General features: G+C 59.4%; 11 protein-coding genes. 3 read left to right on the top strand and 8 right to left on the bottom strand.

The features are described from left to right. Positions 1-110: 110 nt before the first annotated feature. The 5 genes from narI to QRD42_RS15620 form a co-directional block, all read right to left on the bottom strand. Positions 111-788 carry a respiratory nitrate reductase subunit gamma gene (gene narI, locus QRD42_RS15600; RefSeq protein WP_072568652.1) on the bottom strand — a complete coding sequence of 226 codons (678 nt, stop codon included), beginning with the start codon at positions 786-788 and terminating at the stop codon, positions 111-113. Continuing rightward, on the bottom strand, positions 788-1,498 hold the full coding sequence (gene narJ, locus QRD42_RS15605; RefSeq protein ID WP_321987565.1) for a nitrate reductase molybdenum cofactor assembly chaperone: 711 nt from the start codon (positions 1,496-1,498) through the stop codon (positions 788-790). Before narJ ends, narI begins: the two co-directional genes overlap by 1 nt. Continuing rightward, positions 1,495-3,030 carry a nitrate reductase subunit beta gene (narH, locus tag QRD42_RS15610; protein ID WP_321987566.1) on the bottom strand — a complete coding sequence of 512 codons (1,536 nt, stop codon included), beginning with the start codon at positions 3,028-3,030 and terminating at the stop codon, positions 1,495-1,497. Before narH ends, narJ begins: the two co-directional genes overlap by 4 nt. Beyond that, a complete protein-coding gene (locus QRD42_RS15615; protein ID WP_321987567.1) occupies positions 3,027-6,770 on the bottom strand; it encodes a nitrate reductase subunit alpha in 3,744 nt (1,247 codons plus the stop codon). Before QRD42_RS15615 ends, narH begins: the two co-directional genes overlap by 4 nt. 385 nt (positions 6,771-7,155) lie before the next feature. Then, positions 7,156-8,550, bottom strand: a complete 1,395-nt coding sequence (locus tag QRD42_RS15620) for a NarK family nitrate/nitrite MFS transporter (protein WP_072568656.1) — start codon at positions 8,548-8,550, stop codon at positions 7,156-7,158. A gap of 309 nt (positions 8,551-8,859) precedes the next feature. Here QRD42_RS15620 and narX point away from each other — a divergent pair, with 309 nt between their 5' ends. Both narX and narL read left to right on the top strand, forming a co-directional pair. Next, positions 8,860-10,656 (top strand): nitrate/nitrite two-component system sensor histidine kinase NarX, encoded by a 1,797-nt coding sequence (gene narX, locus QRD42_RS15625; protein ID WP_072568657.1) that lies wholly within the window; start codon positions 8,860-8,862, stop codon positions 10,654-10,656. Beyond that, positions 10,649-11,299 (top strand): two-component system response regulator NarL, encoded by a 651-nt coding sequence (narL, locus tag QRD42_RS15630; RefSeq protein WP_072568658.1) that lies wholly within the window; start codon positions 10,649-10,651, stop codon positions 11,297-11,299. The genes narX and narL overlap by 8 nt, the downstream gene beginning before the upstream one ends. Here narL and QRD42_RS15635 read toward each other — a convergent pair whose 3' ends face one another. Continuing rightward, the gene (locus QRD42_RS15635) at positions 11,300-12,706 is read right to left on the bottom strand and encodes a YchO/YchP family invasin (protein ID WP_321987568.1); all 1,407 of its coding nucleotides are present in this window, start codon (positions 12,704-12,706) and stop codon (positions 11,300-11,302) included. It lies immediately after the preceding gene. A gap of 170 nt (positions 12,707-12,876) precedes the next feature. Between QRD42_RS15635 and QRD42_RS15640 the strand changes: the two genes are divergently transcribed. Then, positions 12,877-13,428, top strand: a complete 552-nt coding sequence (locus QRD42_RS15640; RefSeq protein ID WP_072568660.1) for a YbhB/YbcL family Raf kinase inhibitor-like protein — start codon at positions 12,877-12,879, stop codon at positions 13,426-13,428. Here QRD42_RS15640 and QRD42_RS15645 read toward each other — a convergent pair. Continuing rightward, positions 13,405-15,999, bottom strand: a complete 2,595-nt coding sequence (locus QRD42_RS15645) for a nitrate reductase (RefSeq protein WP_321987569.1) — start codon at positions 15,997-15,999, stop codon at positions 13,405-13,407. The genes QRD42_RS15640 and QRD42_RS15645 overlap by 24 nt on opposite strands. Then, positions 15,996-19,352, bottom strand: a 3,357-nt coding sequence (gene nirB / locus QRD42_RS15650) for a nitrite reductase large subunit NirB (RefSeq protein ID WP_321987570.1), incomplete at its 5' end; no start/stop codon positions are given. The genes nirB and QRD42_RS15645, both read right to left, overlap by 4 nt.

Below are 19,352 nucleotides of genomic sequence, written 5' to 3' on the forward strand. Positions count from 1 at the left end.
AATATCCTCCAAAGATTTCCCTGTAGGCCGGATAAGGCGTAGCCGCCATCCGGCGCAACGCAAATAAAAAACCCCGCCTGAGCGGGGTTATAACGGCGCTGAATGCGTGCTTAGCGACGCGCGCGCACAACCTGATATTTACGGGTTAAATACTCTACCGGTGCGCTCCAGATGTGTACCAGGCGCGAGAACGGGAACAGGACGAACAGCGTCATGCCCAGTACCAGATGCACACGGAAAATAAAGGCCACGCCGTCCAGATGCGCTGACGCGCCGCCGTGGAAGGTCACCACGGATTGCGCCCAGCCCACCAGTTTCATCATTTCACTGCCGTCCATATGCTGCGCCGAGAACGGAATGGTCAGCAGGCCCAGCGCGCACTGCACCATCAGCAGGGAAAGGATCAGAATATCCGCCCCGGTGGTGGTCGCCCGTACGCGCGGGCTGAACAGACGGCGTTTCAGCAGTAGCAGGCCGCCCACCAGCGTCAGCACGCCACAGGCGCCGCCGGCGATCATTGCCATCTTCTGCTTAACGTCAATCGGCAGGAAAGATTCGTACATCCAGTGCGGCGTCAGCATCCCCAGTAAATGCCCGGCAAAAATGCCGAGAATACCGATATGGAACAGGTTAGACGCAAGATTCATGCCCTTGCGATCCAGCATCTGGCTGGAGCCTGCCCGCCAGGTGTACTGACCATAGTCATAACGCAGCCAGCTACCGACCAGGAAGACGGTCCCCGCGATATACGGGTAGATATCAAAGAAGAACATATTCAGGAAATGCATTATTGCTGCCCCCCGTTAGAAATATTCAGATACTGCGGAGCGACAGCCCCCGCAAAACGACGCTGATGGGCGCTGATCTCTGACTCGCCACAGCTCTGTTCAGCAAAGAATTTCACCTGCTCTTCTTCCCAGACGGCGTCGAGCGCCTGCGGGGTGTCATCGCGGGCTTCACCGGCGATTTTCTCGGCCACTTTGTCGCTGTCAATGGTGGTGTTCGCCAGATTCAGCAGCACGCCGAACAGCGTCGCGTACGGGCTTTCGCGCTGTTGCAGACGCGCACTTAACAGCGCGAGGATCGGGGCGATGTCCTGCAAGCCACCCAGCGCCTCGTCTTTTGGCAGCTGCGCCAGATATTCCAGATACAGCGGCAGATGATCCGGCAGTTCGCGGCTGTCGAGCTGCAGACCGTGGCGCTCATACTGCGCCATCAGATCCACCATCGCCTGGCCCCGGTCGCGGGATTCACCGTGCACATGCTCGAACAGCAACAGCGAGGTCGCGCGGCCACGATCGAAAAGTTCGCTGTAGCGGGACTGGACATCCAGCATGTCCTGCTGCGTCAAATCGCGCAGAAAGACCGTCAGCGCCTGAGCGTCGCTTTTCTCCAGATTTTCGGAGGAGGCGAAACCTTCAAATAATTCCTGCTGATGCTGCCACAGGGCAGCATCCGGATATTCAAGCAGGCGGGAAATCATCACCAGTTCGATCATGGGTGCGGCTCCGTTTTGCTGGTCACATCGACCGCGTCGATGCGACGGCTGTTAAACAGGTTAAAGGAGCTGTCAGATCCGTGGCAGCCATCGCCAAAGGTAAATCCACAGCCGCTTTTTTCCGGGAAGGCATCACGCGCCAGCTCACGGTGGCTGGACGGCACCACGAAACGATCTTCGTAGTTAGCAATCGCCAGATAACGGTACATCTCCTGCGCCTGGGCTTCGGTCAGCCCCACCTCTTCCAGTGCGCGGGTATCGAGCACGCCGTCCACGGTTTCAGCACGTTTGAAATGACGCATTGCCAGCATGCGTTTCAGCGCCAGCAGTACCGGCTGGGTATCGCCAGCGGTCAGCAGGTTCGCCAGGTATTGCACCGGGATACGCAGGCTGTCGACGTCCGGCAGAATACCGTTGCTGCTCAGCTCGCCCGCATCGGCAGCGGACTGGATCGGTGACAGAGGCGGCACGTACCATACCATCGGCAGCGTGCGATATTCCGGATGCAGCGGCAGCGCCAGCTTCCAGTCCATCGCCATTTTGTACACAGGCGAGTTTTGCGCCGCGTCGATTACGCTCTGCGGCACGCCGTCTTTCAGCGCCTGGGCGATCACCGCCGGATCGTTCGGATCGAGGAATACGTCCAGCTGACGCTGATAGAGATCTTTTTCATTCTCAGTGCTCGCCGCATTTTCAATAGCGTCCGCGTCATACAGCAGCACGCCCAGATAGCGAATGCGGCCAACGCAGGTTTCGGAACACACCGTCGGCATACCGGCTTCAATACGCGGGTAGCAGAAAATGCACTTCTCGGATTTACCGCTCTTCCAGTTGAAGTAGATCTTTTTGTACGGGCAGCCGGTGATGCACATGCGCCAGCCGCGGCATTTATCCTGGTCGATCAGCACAATGCCATCTTCTTCACGCTTATAGATCGCTCCGCTCGGACAGGTTGCCACGCACGCCGGGTTCAGGCAGTGCTCACACAGACGCGGCAGGTACATCATGAAGGTGTTTTCGAACTGGCCGTACATTGCCTTCTGCATGTTCTCGAAGTTCTGATCTTTGGCACGTTTTTCAAACTCGCCGCCGAGGATCTCTTCCCAGTTCGGACCGTGCTCGATTTTGTTCATACGCTGGCCGGAAATCAGCGAGCGCGGGCGGGCGATCGGCTGATGTTTGCTTTCCGGCGCGGTATGCAGGTGCTGATAATCGTAATCAAAGGGCTCATAGTAATCGTCGATGCCCGGCAGATGCGGGTTCGCGAAGATTTTACCCAGCAGCGTCGCACGGTTACCCATGCGCGGCTGGATTTTGCCGTTGATTTTACGGATCCAGCCACCCTTCCATTTTTCCTGGTTTTCCCAGTCATTGGGATAGCCGATGCCGGGTTTGGATTCCACGTTGTTAAACCACGCGTACTCCATGCCTTCACGGCTGGTCCAGACGTTTTTACAGGTGACTGAACAGGTATGGCAGCCGATGCATTTATCAAGATTCAGCACCATGCCGACTTGTGAACGAATTTTCATTTTACGCTCTCCTGTACCTGGTCGTTGCCTTCGCCATCCAGCCAGTTAATATTTTTCATCTTACGTACCACTACGAATTCATCGCGGTTAGAGCCGACCGTGCCGTAATAGTTAAAGCCGTAGGCCAGCTGTGCATAGCCGCCGATCATATGGGTCGGTTTCGGGCTGATACGGGTGACGGAGTTATGAATGCCGCCGCGCTGACCGGTGATTTCCGATCCCGGCAGGTTCACAATACGTTCCTGCGCGTGATACATCATGGTCATGCCGGACGGGACACGCTGGCTCACCACCGCACGCGCCGTCAGCGCGCCATTGCTGTTGAAGACTTCGATCCAGTCGTTATCCTCAATGCCCAGATCTTTGGCGTCGCTCTCACTCATCCAGACAATCGGGCCGCCGCGTGACAGGGTCAGCATCAGCAGGTTGTCGCTGTAAGTGGAGTGAATGCCCCATTTCTGGTGCGGCGTCAGGAAGTTCAGCGCTTTCTCCGGATTACCGTTGGATTTCTTGCCCATCACCGCTTTTACCGAGCGGGTGTCGATCGGCGGACGGTACACCAGCAGGCTTTCGCCGAAGTCACGCATCCACTGATGATCCTGATACAGCTGCTGACGGCCGGACAGCGTACGCCAGGGGATCAGCTCATGAACGTTGGTGTAACCCGCGTTATAGGAGACGTGCTCGTCTTCCAGGCCAGACCATGTCGGGCTGGAGATGATTTTGCGCGGCTGAGCCTGAATATCGCGGAAGCGAATTTTCTCTTCCGCTTTATTGGTCGCCAGATGCGTATGGTCACGACCGGTAAATTCACTGAGCGCTGCCCAGGCTTTCACCGCCACCTGACCGTTGGTTTCCGGCGCCAGGGTAAGGATCATTTCTGCCGCATCAATCGCGGTGTTCAGCATCGGCTGGCCTTTGGCCGGGCCGTCCGCTTTGGTGTAATTGAGCTTACGCAGCAGATCCATTTCGCTCTGGGTGTTCCAGGCGATGCCTTTGCCGCCGTTGCCGATTTTCTCCATCAACGGGCCGATAGAGGTGAAGCGCTCCCAGGTGGCCGGGTAATCGCGTTCAACCGGAATAATGTGCGGCGCGGTTTTACCCGGGATGAGATCACATTCGCCTTTTTTCCAGTCCTTCACATCCAGCGGTTGCGCCAGTTCGGCGGCAGAGTCGTGCTGGATTGGCAGCGTCACAATATCTGTCTCTTTACCGAGATGGCCGACGCACACTTCAGAGAAGGACTTCGCGATGCCTTTATAGATTTCCCAGTCGCTTTTTGACTCCCACGCCGGATCGACGGCCGCAGACAGCGGATGAATAAAGGGATGCATATCCGAAGTATTCATGTCGTCTTTTTCGTACCATGTAGCGGTCGGCAGCACGATGTCGGAATAGAGGCAGGTGCTGGACAGACGGAAGTCGAGCGTCACCACCAGATCCAGTTTGCCGTCGAGACCGTTATCCACCCACTCCACTTCTTCCGGCTTCACGCTGCCCTGCTGGCCGAGATCCAGCCCCTGAATACCGTGCTCGGTACCCAGCAGGTACTTCAGCATGTATTCATGGCCTTTACCGGAAGAGCCCAGCAGGTTGGAGCGCCAGACAAACAGGTTGCGCGGATGGTTTTTGCCGTTTTCCGGCTGCTCTGCCGCGAAACGAATGGTGCCTTCTTTCAACGCCTTCACGGTGTAATCCACCGGGTTCATCCCGGCTTTTTCCGCTTCGGCAGCGATGCGCAGCGGGTTAGTGCCTAACTGCGGCGCAGATGGCAGCCAGCCCATACGCTCGGCGCGAACGTTAAAGTCGATCAGGTTGCCGCTGTAGCGGGATTTATCCGCCAGCGGTGAAAGCAGCTCCTGCGCGGTCAGCGACTCATAGCGCCACTGGCTGGAGTGGTTATAGAAGTACGAGGTGCTGTTCATATGACGCGCCGGACGCTGCCAGTCAAGGGCAAACGCCAGCGGCTGCCAGCCGGTCTGCGGACGTAGTTTTTCCTGGCCGACATAGTGTGCCCAGCCGCCGCCGCTCTGACCGATACAGCCGCAGAAGATCAGCATGTTGATCAGGCCGCGATAGTTCATATCGAGGTGATACCAGTGGTTCAGACCGGCGCCGACGATGATCATGGAACGGCCATGGGTTTTATCGGCGTTATCGGCAAACTCGCGGGCGGTACGGATGATCTGCGCGCGCGGCACGCCGGTGATTTGCTCGGCCCATGCCGGGGTATAAGCTTTGACCTCATCGTAACTGGTGGCGCAGTTGGCATCATTCAGACCGCGATCGAGGCCATAGTTCGCCAGCGTCAGATCGTAAACGGTGGTCACCAGCGCGGTGCTGCCGTCGGCCAGTTGCAGACGTTTGACCGGCAGTTTATGGGTCAGCACGTTATCCAGCGCCACGCTGTTGAAGTGCTCGGTGCCGTCGCCGCCAAAGTACGGGAAGCCAACGTCAGCGATGTCATCGTGATTGCCGAGCAGGCTCAGACGCAGATGCGCCTCGTCACCGGTTGTGCCGTCGCGCTGTTCGAGGTTCCACTTGCCTTTCTCGCCCCAGCGGTAACCGATGGAGCCGTTCGGCGCGATCAGTTCGTCGTTATCATTAACAGCAACGGTTTTCCATTCCGGGTTATTTTCCTGACCGAGCGCATCCACCAGATCGGCGGCGCGCAGCATACGGCCTGCGGCGTAGTAACCTTCACGCTCTTCCAGCATCACCAGCATCGGCATGTCGGTGTAACGGCGCACGTAATCTGTGAAGTACTGGCTTGGGTTATCGAGGTGGAACTCACGCAGCATCACGTGGCCCATCGCCAGCGCCATCGCGGCGTCGGTGCCCTGTTTCGGGGCCAGCCACAGGTCGCACAGCTTGGCGATTTCCGCGTAGTCCGGGGTAATGGCGACGGTTTTGGTGCCTTTGTAGCGAACTTCCGTAAAGAAGTGGGCGTCCGGAGTACGGGTTTGCGGGACGTTAGAGCCCCAGGCAATGATATAGCTGGAGTTATACCAGTCGGCGGATTCCGGCACGTCCGTCTGCTCGCCCCAGGTCTGCGGCGATGCAGGCGGCAGGTCGCAGTACCAGTCGTAGAAGCTCAGACAGGTGCCGCCAATCAGCGACAGGTAACGCGCGCCAGAGGCATAAGACACCATCGACATCGCCGGGATCGGCGAGAAGCCCGCGACACGGTCCGGGCCGTAGGTTTTCACGGTATAGACGTTAGAGGCGGCGATCAGCTCGTTCACTTCCTGCCAGGAGGAGCGCACAAAGCCGCCGCGACCACGCGCCTGTTTAAAACTTTTGGCTTTCTCCGCGTCTTCGATAATGGATGCCCAGGCATTCACCGGATCGCTGTGACGGGCTTTCGCTTCACGCCACATCTTCATCAGACGTTTACGCATCAGCGGGTATTTCAGGCGGTTTGCGCTGTAGAGATACCAGGAGTAGCTCGCACCACGCGGGCAGCCGCGCGGTTCATGATTCGGCATATCCGGACGGGTACGCGGGTAATCGGTCTGCTGGGTTTCCCAGGTGACCAGGCCGTTTTTAACAAAAATCTTCCAGCTGCAAGAACCGGTACAGTTTACACCGTGCGTGGAGCGCACCACTTTGTCGTGCGACCAGCGGTTACGGTATCCGTCCTCCCAGTCCCGGTTTGATTCATGAATCTGGCCATGCCCATCGGCAAAGGTTTCGCCCTTCTGTTTGAAGTAGCGAAACCGGTCCAGGAATTTACTCATCGGGTTTCTCCTGTAAGGAGCCTGTGCGGCTCTCTGGTAAATCGACATTGCTGCAAGTTGCGGCGAAGGTAACGCGCTGAATGATGACGGGAATTGATGGCGATCAAGGCACACCGGCTTAGTCATGGCGGTCGTTAAACGCCATACCACCAAAGGGGGATAATCTGGATTTTCATAACACTTTGAAATATAACGTATTTTTTAATTAACCCGTAATTTTACTGCCGATATTCAGCCATGCGGGGTATTAGGGGGTAGATGATTTCGCCCTGTGACGCCGCGCAACGTTTTGCCACGGTGCAACGGGTGAAAAACTAAAGTATGTTGTAACTATATGAGGGGTAAAAAAAGCGCGGCGAGGCCGCGCAAGGATAATCAACAGTACTTACTTTTTATTAGAATTACGGCCATACACCGCCCAGGTGATAATTACACAGGCGACATAGAACACGAGGAACACTTTCATGGCATCGGCAGGGGAACCGGTCAGCGCCAGCGAGGTGCCAAAGGCTTTCGGGATAAAGAAGCCGCCGATCGCGCCTATCGCTGAGATAAAGCCCAACGCGGCCGCGGTGTCGGTTGCCGCTTCGCGCAGCGCCTGCGCATCATCGCCGCCCTGCGCTTTCACACGCTCAACGGTCATCTTGCGGAAAATCACCGAAATCATCTGGAAGCTGGAACCACTCCCCAGCCCGGCCGTCAGGAACAGCACCATAAACACGCCGAAGAAGGCTTCGAAATGACCGGCGCTGGTCGCCGTCGGCAGCGTCAGGAACAGCAGCGCGCTGAAAATAGCCATAACGATGAAGTTCACCAGCGTGACGCGGGTCCCGCCCAGACGATCCGACAGCGCCCCGCCGCAGGAACGGGCAATGGCGCCAATCAGCGGGCCAAAGAAGGCATAATGCAGCACATTAACATCCGGGAACTGGGTTTTCGCCAGCATCGCAAATCCGGCAGAGAAACCGATAAAGGAGCCGAACGTTGCCAGATACAGGAAGCCGAGGATCCACAGATGGGCGCGTTTTAATACCGGTAGCTGCGCACGGAGCGAAGCCTTTGAGGTCGCCAGCTCGTTCATGCCGAACCAGGCCGCGAGGGTGAAGACCACCAGGAACGGCACCCAAATCCATGCGGCGTTTTCCAGATACAGACGCGAACCGTCGGCCTGTTCAACGCCTGTGCCGCCAAAGGCCGCGAAAATGGACATGGAGATCGCCAGCGGTGCCACCAGCTGCATCACGCTCACGCCGAGGTTGCCCATGCCGCCGTTAATGCCCAGCGCGCCGCCCTGCTTCTCTTTCGGATAGAAGAAGCTGATGTTCGCCATGCTGGAAGCAAAGTTTGCCCCGGCAAAACCGCACAGCAGCGCAATGATGATGAAAGTACTGAACGGCGTGGTCGGATCCTGCACCACAAAACCTAACCATACGCAGGGAATGATCATGATCCCGGTGCTGAACGCCGTCCAGCGGCGGCCACCAAAGATCGGCACCATAAAGGCGTAAGGCACACGCAGCAACGCCCCGGATACGGACGGCAGCGCGGTTAACATAAACAGCTGATCGGTCGTAAAGTTAAAACCCACTTTATTCAGGTTTACCGCGACCGCACTAAACAACATCCACACGCAAAACGCCAGCAACAGGCAAGGCACGGAGATCCACAAATTGCGGCTCGCCACACGATGGCCTTTTTGTTGCCAGAAAGCAGGATCTTCCGGACGCCATTCAGTAATGACGGATCCGGTAGCCCTTTCAGGAACGGAAGAGTGACTCATAGACACCTCTGATAATCAATTCAACGCCTGCCACCTTAGGGTTTACAGCGGCGCTTAAGTTGATATAAATCAAAGGAAAAGTTGACGGTCAGCGGCACAAAAATTAACCCTACTCCTTAATGGGCACTTAAAAGCGTCAAAAATAGTGTGGTTTTTCACGGCGCTGTAGGTATTCGCCGCATGCATGGATCTTTGTCATCCGGCATGGGCAATAAAGAGGTAACTCTTTTTAGGTATGGGTATACTCCGGGGTATGTCCGACAATACCGCCTCACTCGCACCTGTCCCAGGTCTGGAGCTGCCCTGACGATGTTAAAACGCCTGTTTTCTCCCCTCACGCTGGTTAATCAACTGGCGCTGATCATGCTGCTGTCCACCCTTATCGGCGTGACGGGCATGGCGATTTCCGGCTCGCTGGCGCAGGGTGTCCAGGGCAGCGCCCATGCCATCAATAAAGCCGGTTCACTGCGAATGCAGAGCTACCGCCTGCTGGCGGCCATCCCGTTGACTGCTGACGATCAGCCGCTGCTGGATGAAATGTCGAAGACCGCCTTCAGCCCGGAGCTGGCGCAGGCCGCTGTGCGTGACGACCAACAATCACAGCTGATCGCCCTGCAAAATTTCTGGCGCAGCGATGTCGAGCCGGGCTTAAAACGCGCCCGCGAACCGCAGGAGGTTTCCGCGGAAATCGCCACCTTTGTTAATCGCATTGATATGCTGGTGACCGCTTTTGATCACAGTACCGAACAGCGTATTGAGCGCGTGGTGGTGATGCAGTGGGCTATGGCGGCGGTGATGGGTTGCCTGCTGGTATTCACTATTGTCTGGCTGCGCGCCCGCCTGCTGCGTCCGTGGCAACAGCTGGTGCGCATGGCGCGGGCGGTCAGCCACCGGGATTTCACCCGCCGGGCGAATATCAGCGGACGCAATGAAATGGCGACACTGGGCATGGCGCTGAATAATATGTCCGCGGAGCTGGCGGAAAGCTACGCCGTGCTGGAGCAGCGGGTGCAGGAAAAAACCGCCGGGCTTGAGCAAAAAAATCAGATCCTCTCCTTCCTGTGGCAGGCCAACCGCCGCCTGCACTCTCAGGTGCCCATGTGCGAGCGTATTTCGCCGGTGCTGAACGGCCTGCAAAGTCTGACGCTGCTGCATGATATCGAACTGCGTATTTACGATATTGAAGATGAGGCTAATCATCAGGAATTTACCTGCCAGTCGGACGCCAGCTGCGACAATATCGGCTGCAATCTCTGCCCACGCAGCCAGGAAGCGTCCCCCGCAGGGGGTATAACCCTCAAGTGGCGGCTGGCGGATGCCCATATGCAATATGGCCTGCTGCTGGCTCAGCTGCCGCCGGGCCGTCATCTCAGCCACGATCAGCAACAACTGGTGGATACGCTGGTGGAACAACTCACCGCTACGCTGGCGCTGGAGCGTCATCAGGAACGCCAGCAGCAGATGATGGTGATGGAGGAGCGCGCCACCATTGCGCGGGAACTGCATGACTCCATCGCCCAGTCGCTCTCCTGTATGAAGATACAGGTCAGCTGTCTGCAAATGCAGGGGGATACGCTGCCGGAAAACAGCCGCCAGCTGCTGGGTCAGATCCGCAATGAACTCAATACCTCCTGGGCGCAGCTGCGGGAGTTGCTTACCACCTTCCGCTTACAGCTCACTGAGCCCGGCCTGCGCCCGGCGCTGCAGGCCAGCTGTCAGGAATATAGCGCCCATTTTGGCTTCCCGGTCACGCTGGATTACCAGTTGCCGCCCCGCTTTGTGCCCTCGCATCAGGCGATCCATCTGCTGCAAATTGCCCGTGAAGCCCTGAGCAACGCCCTTAAACACGCCGGGGCCACTGAAGTAACCGTGTCGGTGACCCAACAGGCGCAGCGGGTAACGCTGTGCGTGACAGACAACGGGTGCGGCATCCCGGAACATGCCGAGCGCACCAACCATTATGGCCTGATTATCATGCGTGACCGCGCCCAGAGTTTGCGCGGCGACTGTGTGATCCGCCGCCGGGAGGCCGGTGGAACCGAAGTGATAATCACCTTCATACCTGAAAAGCTTCTCTCATCACGACCAGGAGATAACGATGACTAATCCGGAACCCGCCACTATCCTGCTGATTGACGATCATCCGATGCTGCGCACCGGCGTTAAGCAGCTCATCAGCATGGCAAACGACATCACGGTGGCTGGCGAAGCCAGTAACGGCGAACAGGGCATTGAACTGGCCGAGGCGTTAGATCCGGACCTGATTTTACTGGATCTAAATATGCCGGGCATGAACGGCCTGGAAACCCTCGACAAGCTGCGGGAGAAAACCCTCTCCGGGCGCATCGTGGTATTCAGCGTGTCGAATCATGAAGAAGACGTAGTGACGGCGCTGAAACGCGGCGCGGACGGTTATCTGTTAAAAGATATGGAGCCGGAGGATCTGCTGAAGGCGCTGCAACAGGCTGCCGCAGGAGAAATGGTGCTCAGCGAAGCGCTGACGCCGGTGCTGGCCGCCAGCCTGCGCGCCAACCGCGCCACTTCTGACCGTGACGTCAGTCAGTTAACGCCCCGCGAGCGAGATATTCTCAAACTCATCGCCCAGGGTTTGCCGAACAAAATGATCGCCCGCCGTCTGGACATCACCGAAAGCACCGTCAAAGTTCACGTGAAGCATATGCTGAAGAAAATGAAGCTGAAATCCCGTGTCGAAGCCGCCGTGTGGGTACATCAGGACCGGATTTTCTGATCAGGGCGCGGGCAGCAGCTCCCAGCGCGGATCGCTGACAGGTTCACTGGTCAGCGGTTGCGTCAGCACCAGCGTGATTTCATTGGATGAAACGCGCTGCCCCTTCTCATCTTCCACCGTCAGCGACAACGTCCAGCGATTGCTCGCGCCTTCACGGGCATCCCAGGCAGGCATAATGATGCTCCAGCCTTCAGGCTGATGAGCATTGACCGGCGGCGTCAGGCTCAGCGCCTGAGTATCGCCTTCCCAGACGACGTTACGAATGCCATGAACGCTGCGCACCTGCACTTTCAGCTCCACCGTTTCGCCGGGGGAGAGATCCCAGGGCGGCGTGGCGAGGAACACTGACAGGGTTTTACGCTGGCGCTGTTCCACCACCGGCAGATTGTTGCGCGTCGGGCTGTCATAGCGACTGCCGCGCAGCGAGCTGGTTTGCGCCACTTCGCTGGCGGAAAGCTGCTTTTTCAGCGGTACGCCGAAACGATAATTCAGCTTAAGCCCCAGATCGTTCTGGCTGTCGCCGCTCTCCCCCTGCTTATGCTGCGCGGTGAGCGTGACCAGCGGCACCGGGGTATAGTTCAGCCCCACTTTTACCGACATCGGGTTGTGATAACCGGTGCCGGAGTCAAAGAGATCGACGCTGTCGCCAAAATACTGTTCCAGGCTGAGGCTGGTATTGAGATGCTGATAAAAGGGCATCCGCGCCTGAGCGGTAATATCGTAGCCGCGCGCCATGCGCTGTTGCAGGGTCGCGCCGTCATCATGCCAGCCGGACAGCGGCTCATAGTAGTTGGCCGACAGCCGCAGGTATTCCCCCCATGCTTCCGCACCAACGCCCGCGCGTTGCAGATGGGTGTCAATCTGGTTGTCGTAAAAGGTGTTGTAGCCCAGCAGCCAGTTGCCTGCCATCCAGCGCTGGCCGATGCCCGCGTTGCTGACCAGTCCATCTTCCTGCTGGGTCAACCCCAGCTGGCTCCAGCTTAAATAGCGGTTATTGTCCTGCCAGGGAATAAACCAACTGCCGGAACTGCCGGTAAAGCGCCCTTCATCATTGACCTGCACGTTGACGCTGGCGTTGCCCCAGGGTGACAGTAACGACTCCACCTGCTCGTTCACTTCGCCACTCACCGCATCGCGCACCTTATCCAGCGCAAACTGCCGCGCCTGCTGTCCGGCGCTCAGCGTACTGTCGCTCTGGCTGGCTTCACCGAAGGCTTTCGCCATCTCCGCCAGATGCTTTTCGCCGTTGTTGGTAGGCGGCGCCATGCCCAGATCGGGCAGGCCGTCTGCATCATTATCAAAGGGATTTTGCGCCTGCTGGTTCCAGCCGGGCGTAGCCGCGTGGCTGCCGCCTGTCAGCAGCAGAAATAACAGGAAAGCATGAAATGGTCTTAACGCTTTACGCATCAATATCTTCAGCGACGTCTCACCTGCCGGGTAGTTGAGCGGTTATAAAAGCCAATGCTAACGTTTTTTACCCGTGGTTTCAGCTATCTGACAAATTCCAGGAAAATCCTTAATCGCTCCCGCTTCGTCAGGACTACAGTTATAGAACCGCTTATGCACGAGATCTGGTCATGAATAAAACGCTGAAATGGGCTTTATGGAGTTCGTTGATGTTTTATGGTGCCGCCGCCAGCGCCAGCGAACTCTTTATGCTGCAATCCCCCGCCTTTGGGGATAACGCCTTACTGGAAAAACGCTTCGCCGGTAAGGCTGACAATAATCCTAACTGCACCGGCGATAACGAATCACCGGCGCTGATCTGGAGTAACCCGCCGGCCAATACCAAAAGCTTTGCGCTAATCGTCCACGATCCGGAAGGCGCGAAGGGTTTAGGCGTCACCCATCTGGTGGCCTATAACATTTCGCCGTCCGCCACCGGCCTTGCCGCCAACGACCTGCGGGACGGCAAAAACTTTACCGGCGGAAAAAATACCCCCGGCACCGATAAATGGCATGGGCCCTGCCCGCCGCCGGGCACAGGCGCGCACCACTATACCTTTACGCTGATCGCCACTGAACAGGCGCCCGATCTGCCTGCCGGGTTAACCCGTGAGGAGCTGCTGGAAAAACTGAAAGGTAAAGCGCTGGGCGCCGCCGGGTTAATCGGCCGCTTCGGGCAGTAACGCCCTCGCCAGCAGAGCGTTAAGTTCAGGAATACAGGATCCGCAATTGGTGCCGCAGCGCAACGTCCTGCCGAGCGCGGCGACGGAATGGCAGCCGTTGCGGATCGCCTCCTGAATGGTATTTTCCCCCACGCCGTAGCAACTGCACACTGTGCGGCCCGGCGCTCTCTGCTCGTCCGCCGCCTGACCGCTTAACAGCGCATGTCGTTCAAACGCGGTCGCGGGGGAACGGGCAAAGGCCGCTTCCACCCGCGCGCTGTCTGTTTCCGGCAGATGACGATCGCTCCAGAAGGCAAGCATTAACTCCCCGTTGTGCCAGGCAAGCAGATGCCACGCGGTTCCGGCCTGCGCCTGTTGTAATTGCCAGCCCTGCGCCTCGCAAAATGCCATCAGCCACGGCAGCGCCGGTTTATCGCCTGCCAGCGTATAGTGCGTCACCGACGCGGCCTTACGCAGCCAGTGCACCGACGGCGGTAGAGTGACGTTGTCACGACTGAACAGCTCCCCCTGCCAGGCGGGTTGCCAGACACTGATACGCACGGCGGTCTGTTTGCTTTCCGGTTGCCCCGACTGCGGACAGCATACCGGCGCGACCAGCGTATTGACCTTGCCCTGGCGGGCGAACACCGCGTTCCAGTGCATGGGGACAAATAAGGATCTAGGACGCTGCGCCTCGCTGACGAAAGCCCGCGCCACCATCAGGCCGCGCGGGGAGCTGATACGCAGCAGATCGCCGCTTTGAACGCCATGCAGTGCCGCGTCTGAGGGCGCGATCTCCACTCGCGGTTCGGCGATGTGCTGCATCAGCCGCGCTACCGTGCCGGTGCGGGTCATGGTGTGCCACTGATCGCGAATGCGACCGCTGTTAAGGATGAAAGGATAGCGCGCGTCAGGCCGGGCGCGGGTGCGTTCCGGCAACACCGGCAACATACGCAACCGCCCGCTGTCGCGCCAGCCACGGGTCAGATCGAGGGGTTTTCCCACCGGCCACTGCACTGGCGTCATCTCATCCCATTGTTCACGGGTGAGGTTAGCCAGCCGACTGATATCAAACGCCCGCCTGCCGTTGTTTTCATAGCCGGAGAGCGCGGCGTGCTCGCTGAACACCTCATGGGCGTGCTGCCAGGCAAAAGCCTCGCCGTAGCCCAGTTCCCGGGCAATTTGCGCGACGATCCACCAGTCGGGGCGCGCCTCGCCGGGCGACGGCAAAAACGCCCGCTGACGCGAAATGCGCCGCTCGGAGTTGGTCACGGTGCCGTTTTTTTCACCCCACGCCTGCGCCGGAAACCGGATATGCGCAAAGCGGCTGGTGTCGGTATCCGCCGCCACCTCCGAGACGATGACCAGCGGGCATGTCGCCAGCGCCTGGCAGACCGCGAGACTGTCCGGCAGCGATACCGCCGGATTAGTACCCATGATCCATACCGCTTTCACCTCGCCACGTCCGATGGCCTCAAACAGCTCTACCGCCATCAGCCCCGGCGTCTGCGCCAGCCGCTCCGTACCCCAGAAGCGCGCCACGCGGGCCAGATCCTCAGGTTCAAAATTCATGTGCGCCGCCAGTTGCGTCGCCAGCCCGCCCACCTCGCGCCCGCCCATGGCATTCGGCTGACCGGTCAGCGAAAACGGCCCGCAGCCCGGGCGGTGTATTTTACCGCTCGCCAGATGCACGTTAATGATGGCGTTGCATTTGTCGCTGCCGCTGGCGGACTGGTTAATCCCCATGGTGTAAAGCGTGATGGCGCGCGGCGCGGAGATAAACCAGTCAAAAAAGGTATTGACCTCCATAAGCGGCAGCTCGCAAAACTGCGCCACCCGTTCCGGCGGCCAGTCAGCTGCCACGGCAGCTGCCTGTTCCCCCTCATCAAACGCCCCTGCCTCGCCGCCGCGCTGCATAATGGCGTGCAGCAGGCCGACGAACAGCCCGCCATCGCTGCCGGGCGCCAGCGCCAGGTGCAGGTCGGCGATGTCGCAGGTGGCGGTGCGGCGCGGATCGATGACCACAATTTTCATCTGTGGCCGTTCACGTTTCGCCTGCGCCAGCCGCTGATAAAGCACCGGGTGCGCCCAGGCGGCGTTGGATCCCACCAGCACCACCAGATCGCTCTGCTCCACATCCAGATAGCTGCACGGCACCACATCCGCGCCGAACGCCCGCTTATAGCCGGTCACCGCCGAGGACATGCACAGCCGCGAATTGGTGTCGATATTTGCCGCGCCGATAAAGCCCTTCATCAGTTTGTTGGCGGCGTAATAATCCTCGGTCAGCAGCTGGCCGGAGGCGTAAAACGCCACCGCCTGCGGGCCGAATTCATCAATAATGCTGCGCAGGCGTTCGCCTGTTGTGGCCAGCGCCTGCTCCCAGTCGCAGCGCTCGCCATCCACCTGCGGATGCAGCAGGCGTCCGGCAAGGCCGGTGGTTTCCCCCAGCGCCGCGCCTTTAACACACAGCCGCCCGACATTTGCCGGATGGTTTTCATCGCCGCGCACGCTGACCTCGCCCTGATCCACGCGGGCAATGACGCCGCAGCCGACGCCGCAGTACGGGCAGGTTGTCCGGGTTTCCGTCATGATGCCTCCGCGCGCAGCAGCAGGGCCTGATTGCCCACCCACACTTTGCCGTTTTCAATTTTTACCGGCCAGGCGCGAACCAGCGGCTCGCCGTTGTCCGGCGCACGCCCGTCCCGCAGACGAATGCGCTGTTTGTAGAGCGGCGAAATGACAATCGGCTCGCCCGCCGCGTCACCGATCAGACCGCGTGACAGGACGTTCGCCTCGCTGCCCGGCTCCAGATCGTCCAGCGCATACACCGAGTGCCCGCAGCGGAACAGCGCGATCTGCCGCTCGCCGATACGCGCGCCGATCCCTGCCTGCTCCGGGATCTCCTCGACGCCGCAAATCGCCTGCCAGGGTTTGCCGAGGGCCTGAGCATCGCCATTAATGGAGGTTTTAAACTGCGCCAGCTGCTGCGGATCGTTAAGCGTGGTCTGCCACTCGCACTGGTAGGTTTCGACGATACGCGCCATCTCCTGCTCCAGCTCTGCCCCCAGCCCCAGCGAATCCTCCAGGATCACCTCGCGCAGATAGTCGATGCCGCCCTCCAGGTTATCCATCCAGACGCTGGTGCGCTGTAAACGGTCGGCGGTGCGGATATAGAACATCAGCAGACGATCGACGGTGCGGATCAACGCCGCCTCATCCATATCGCTGGCAAAGAGATCCGCGTGGCGCGGCTTCATGCCGCCGTTACCGCACACGTACAGGTTCCAGCCGTTTTCGGTGGCGATAACCCCGATGTCTTTACTCTGCGCTTCGGCGCATTCCCGGGTACAGCCCGACACCGCCATTTTGATTTTGTGCGGCGCGCGCAGGCCTTTGTAGCGATGCTCCAGCGTCACCGCCAGCCCGGTGGAATCCTGCACGCCGTAACGGCACCAGGTGGAGCCGACGCAGGATTTCACCGTACGCAGGGATTTGCCGTAGGCGTGCCCGGTTTCAAATCCGGCGTCCGCCAGTTCCCGCCAGATGTCAGGCAGTTGATCGAGCTGCGCGCCAAACAGATCGATACGCTGCCCGCCGGTGACTTTGCTGTACAGCTGGTATTTTTTGGCGATCTGCCCGACGGCAATCAGCCCGTCGGCAGTGACCTCCCCGGCGGGCATGCGCGGCACCACGGAATAGGTGCCGTCTTTCTGGATGTTGGCAAAGAAGCGGTCGTTAGTGTCCTGCAACGGCAGATGGGCAGGTTTGCGCAGATAATCGTTCCAGCAGGACGCCAGCACCGAGCCGACCAGCGGTTTGCAGATCTCGCAGCCCTGCCCCTGACCGTAGCGGGAAATCAGCTGATCAAAGGTGTGGATATGGTTGACGCGTACCAGGTGGTAAATCTCCTGCCGGGAATAAGCAAAGTGTTCGCAGATGTCTTTTTTCACCTCCACGCCCTGGGCGGCGAGCTGAAATTCCATCACCTGCTTCACCAGCGCGCTACAGCCGCCGCAGCCGGTCGCCGCTTTGGTGCAGCTTTTGATTGCCCCCATATCAGACGCCCCGGCGCTGACCGCCTGGCAGATGTCTGCCTTGCTGACGTTATGGCAGGAGCAGATCTGCGCGCTCTCCGGCAGCGCTGCCACGCCAAGGCCTTTCGCCGGGCTGCCTGCCAGCTGCGGTAAAATCAGGCTTTCCGGCTGCGCGGGCAGCGGCAGATCGTTAAGCATCATCTGTAACAGCGTGGCGTAGTCGCTGGCATCGCCCACCAGCACGCCGCCGAGCAATTTTTTGCTGTCCTGGCTGATGACGATCTTTTTGTAGGTCTGGTGCGGGCCGTCGGTCCACTGGTAGCTGAGGCACTCCGGCGTGCGCCCCTGCGCATCGCCAAAAGAAGCCACGTCCACCCCCAGCAGCTTGAGTTTGGTGCTCATGTCCGCGCCGCTGAAGATCGCGTTTTCCCCTGCCAGCTGAGCGGCGGCCACCCGCGCCATCTGATAGCCCGGAGCAACCAGACCGTAAATTTTGCCCTCCCACAGGGCGCATTCGCCGATGGCGAAAATGTCGTCATCGCTGGTGCGGCAGGCATCGTCGATGCAAATGCCGCCGCGCTCGCCGATGGTGAGATCGCAGCCCCGCGCCAGCGCATCCTGCGGACGGATGCCTGCGGAGAACACCACCATATCGGTGTCCAGCGTCCCGCCGTCGGCGAACTGTAACGCCATGCCGCTGTCGGTTTCGACAATGGCGGTGGTGGATTTACTGGTGTGCACGCCGACGCCCAGCGCAGTGATTTTCCTGCGCAGCATCTCCGCGCCCGGCGCGTCCAGCTGCACCGCCATCAGGCTGGGGGCGAACTCCACGACATGGGTTTCCAGGCCGAGCTGTTTTAAAGCGTTCGCCGCCTCCAGCCCCAGCAGACCACCGCCGATCACCACGCCGCGAGTGGCGGTGGCGGCGCTTTCACGGATACGGTCCAGATCGTCAAGGGTGCGATAGACAAAGCAGCCCGGCAGATCGCGACCCGGCACCGGCGGTACAAAAGGATACGAGCCGGTGGCCAGCACCAGCTTGTCGAAATGGGTTTCATGCCCGGCGGTATCGCGCACCACGCGCAGATCGCGGTCGATTTCCGCCACCCGGCAGCACAAACGCAATTCGATGCCGTAGCGGGCGAAGAAATCGTCCTCCACCAGCGACAGGGATCCCGCGCTGCGCCCGGAAAAGTATTCTGACAGATGCACACGATCGTAAGCGGCGTAACGCTCCTCACACAGCACCACGATCTGATACGCCAGATGCAGATCGCGGCTGACGCACTGTTCTAAAAAATGGTGGCCGACCATGCCGTGTCCTGCCACTACCAGCGTTGGTTTTGTCATTGTCTTATGTCCTTCAGCCTGTGGCCGGGTTGCGAAACGGTCAAAGAGCCAGTCAGCACTGGCGGGTTGCGGGGTGGCGAGCAGTTCGGTAAGGGTGGACGCGCTCCGACAGTCGCCCATCAGCAGCACGCCCGCGAGCCTGCCGTCGCGGATCAGCAGACGGCGGTAATGCCCGGACAGCGGATCGAAGCTGTGCCAGGTTTGATCCCCGGCGTCGGCGTTTACCTGACCGGCGCTGAACAGATCGATGCCGGTGACTTTTAAACGCGTGCCGCTGTCGTGCCAGTGAAAATCGTCGCCGGGCTGGTCGCACAGACGGGCCGCCAGCACGTCGGCCTGTTGCAGACAGGGGGCCACCAGTCCCCAGGTCTGACCGTCGATTTCGCAACATTCGCCGAGGGCGCTGATGCCGCTCATAGTGGTGCGCAGCTGACGATCCACCACAATACCGCGCCGGCACGGGATGCCGCTGGCCTGTGCCAGCGACGCGTTCGGTTTCACGCCAGTGGCGATCACCACCCGTGACGCCGGTACGGTTCGTCCGTCATTCAGCGTCAC

Source organism: Enterobacter sp. PGRG2, from assembly GCF_030291195.1.
GTDB lineage: Bacteria > Pseudomonadota > Gammaproteobacteria > Enterobacterales > Enterobacteriaceae > Enterobacter_D.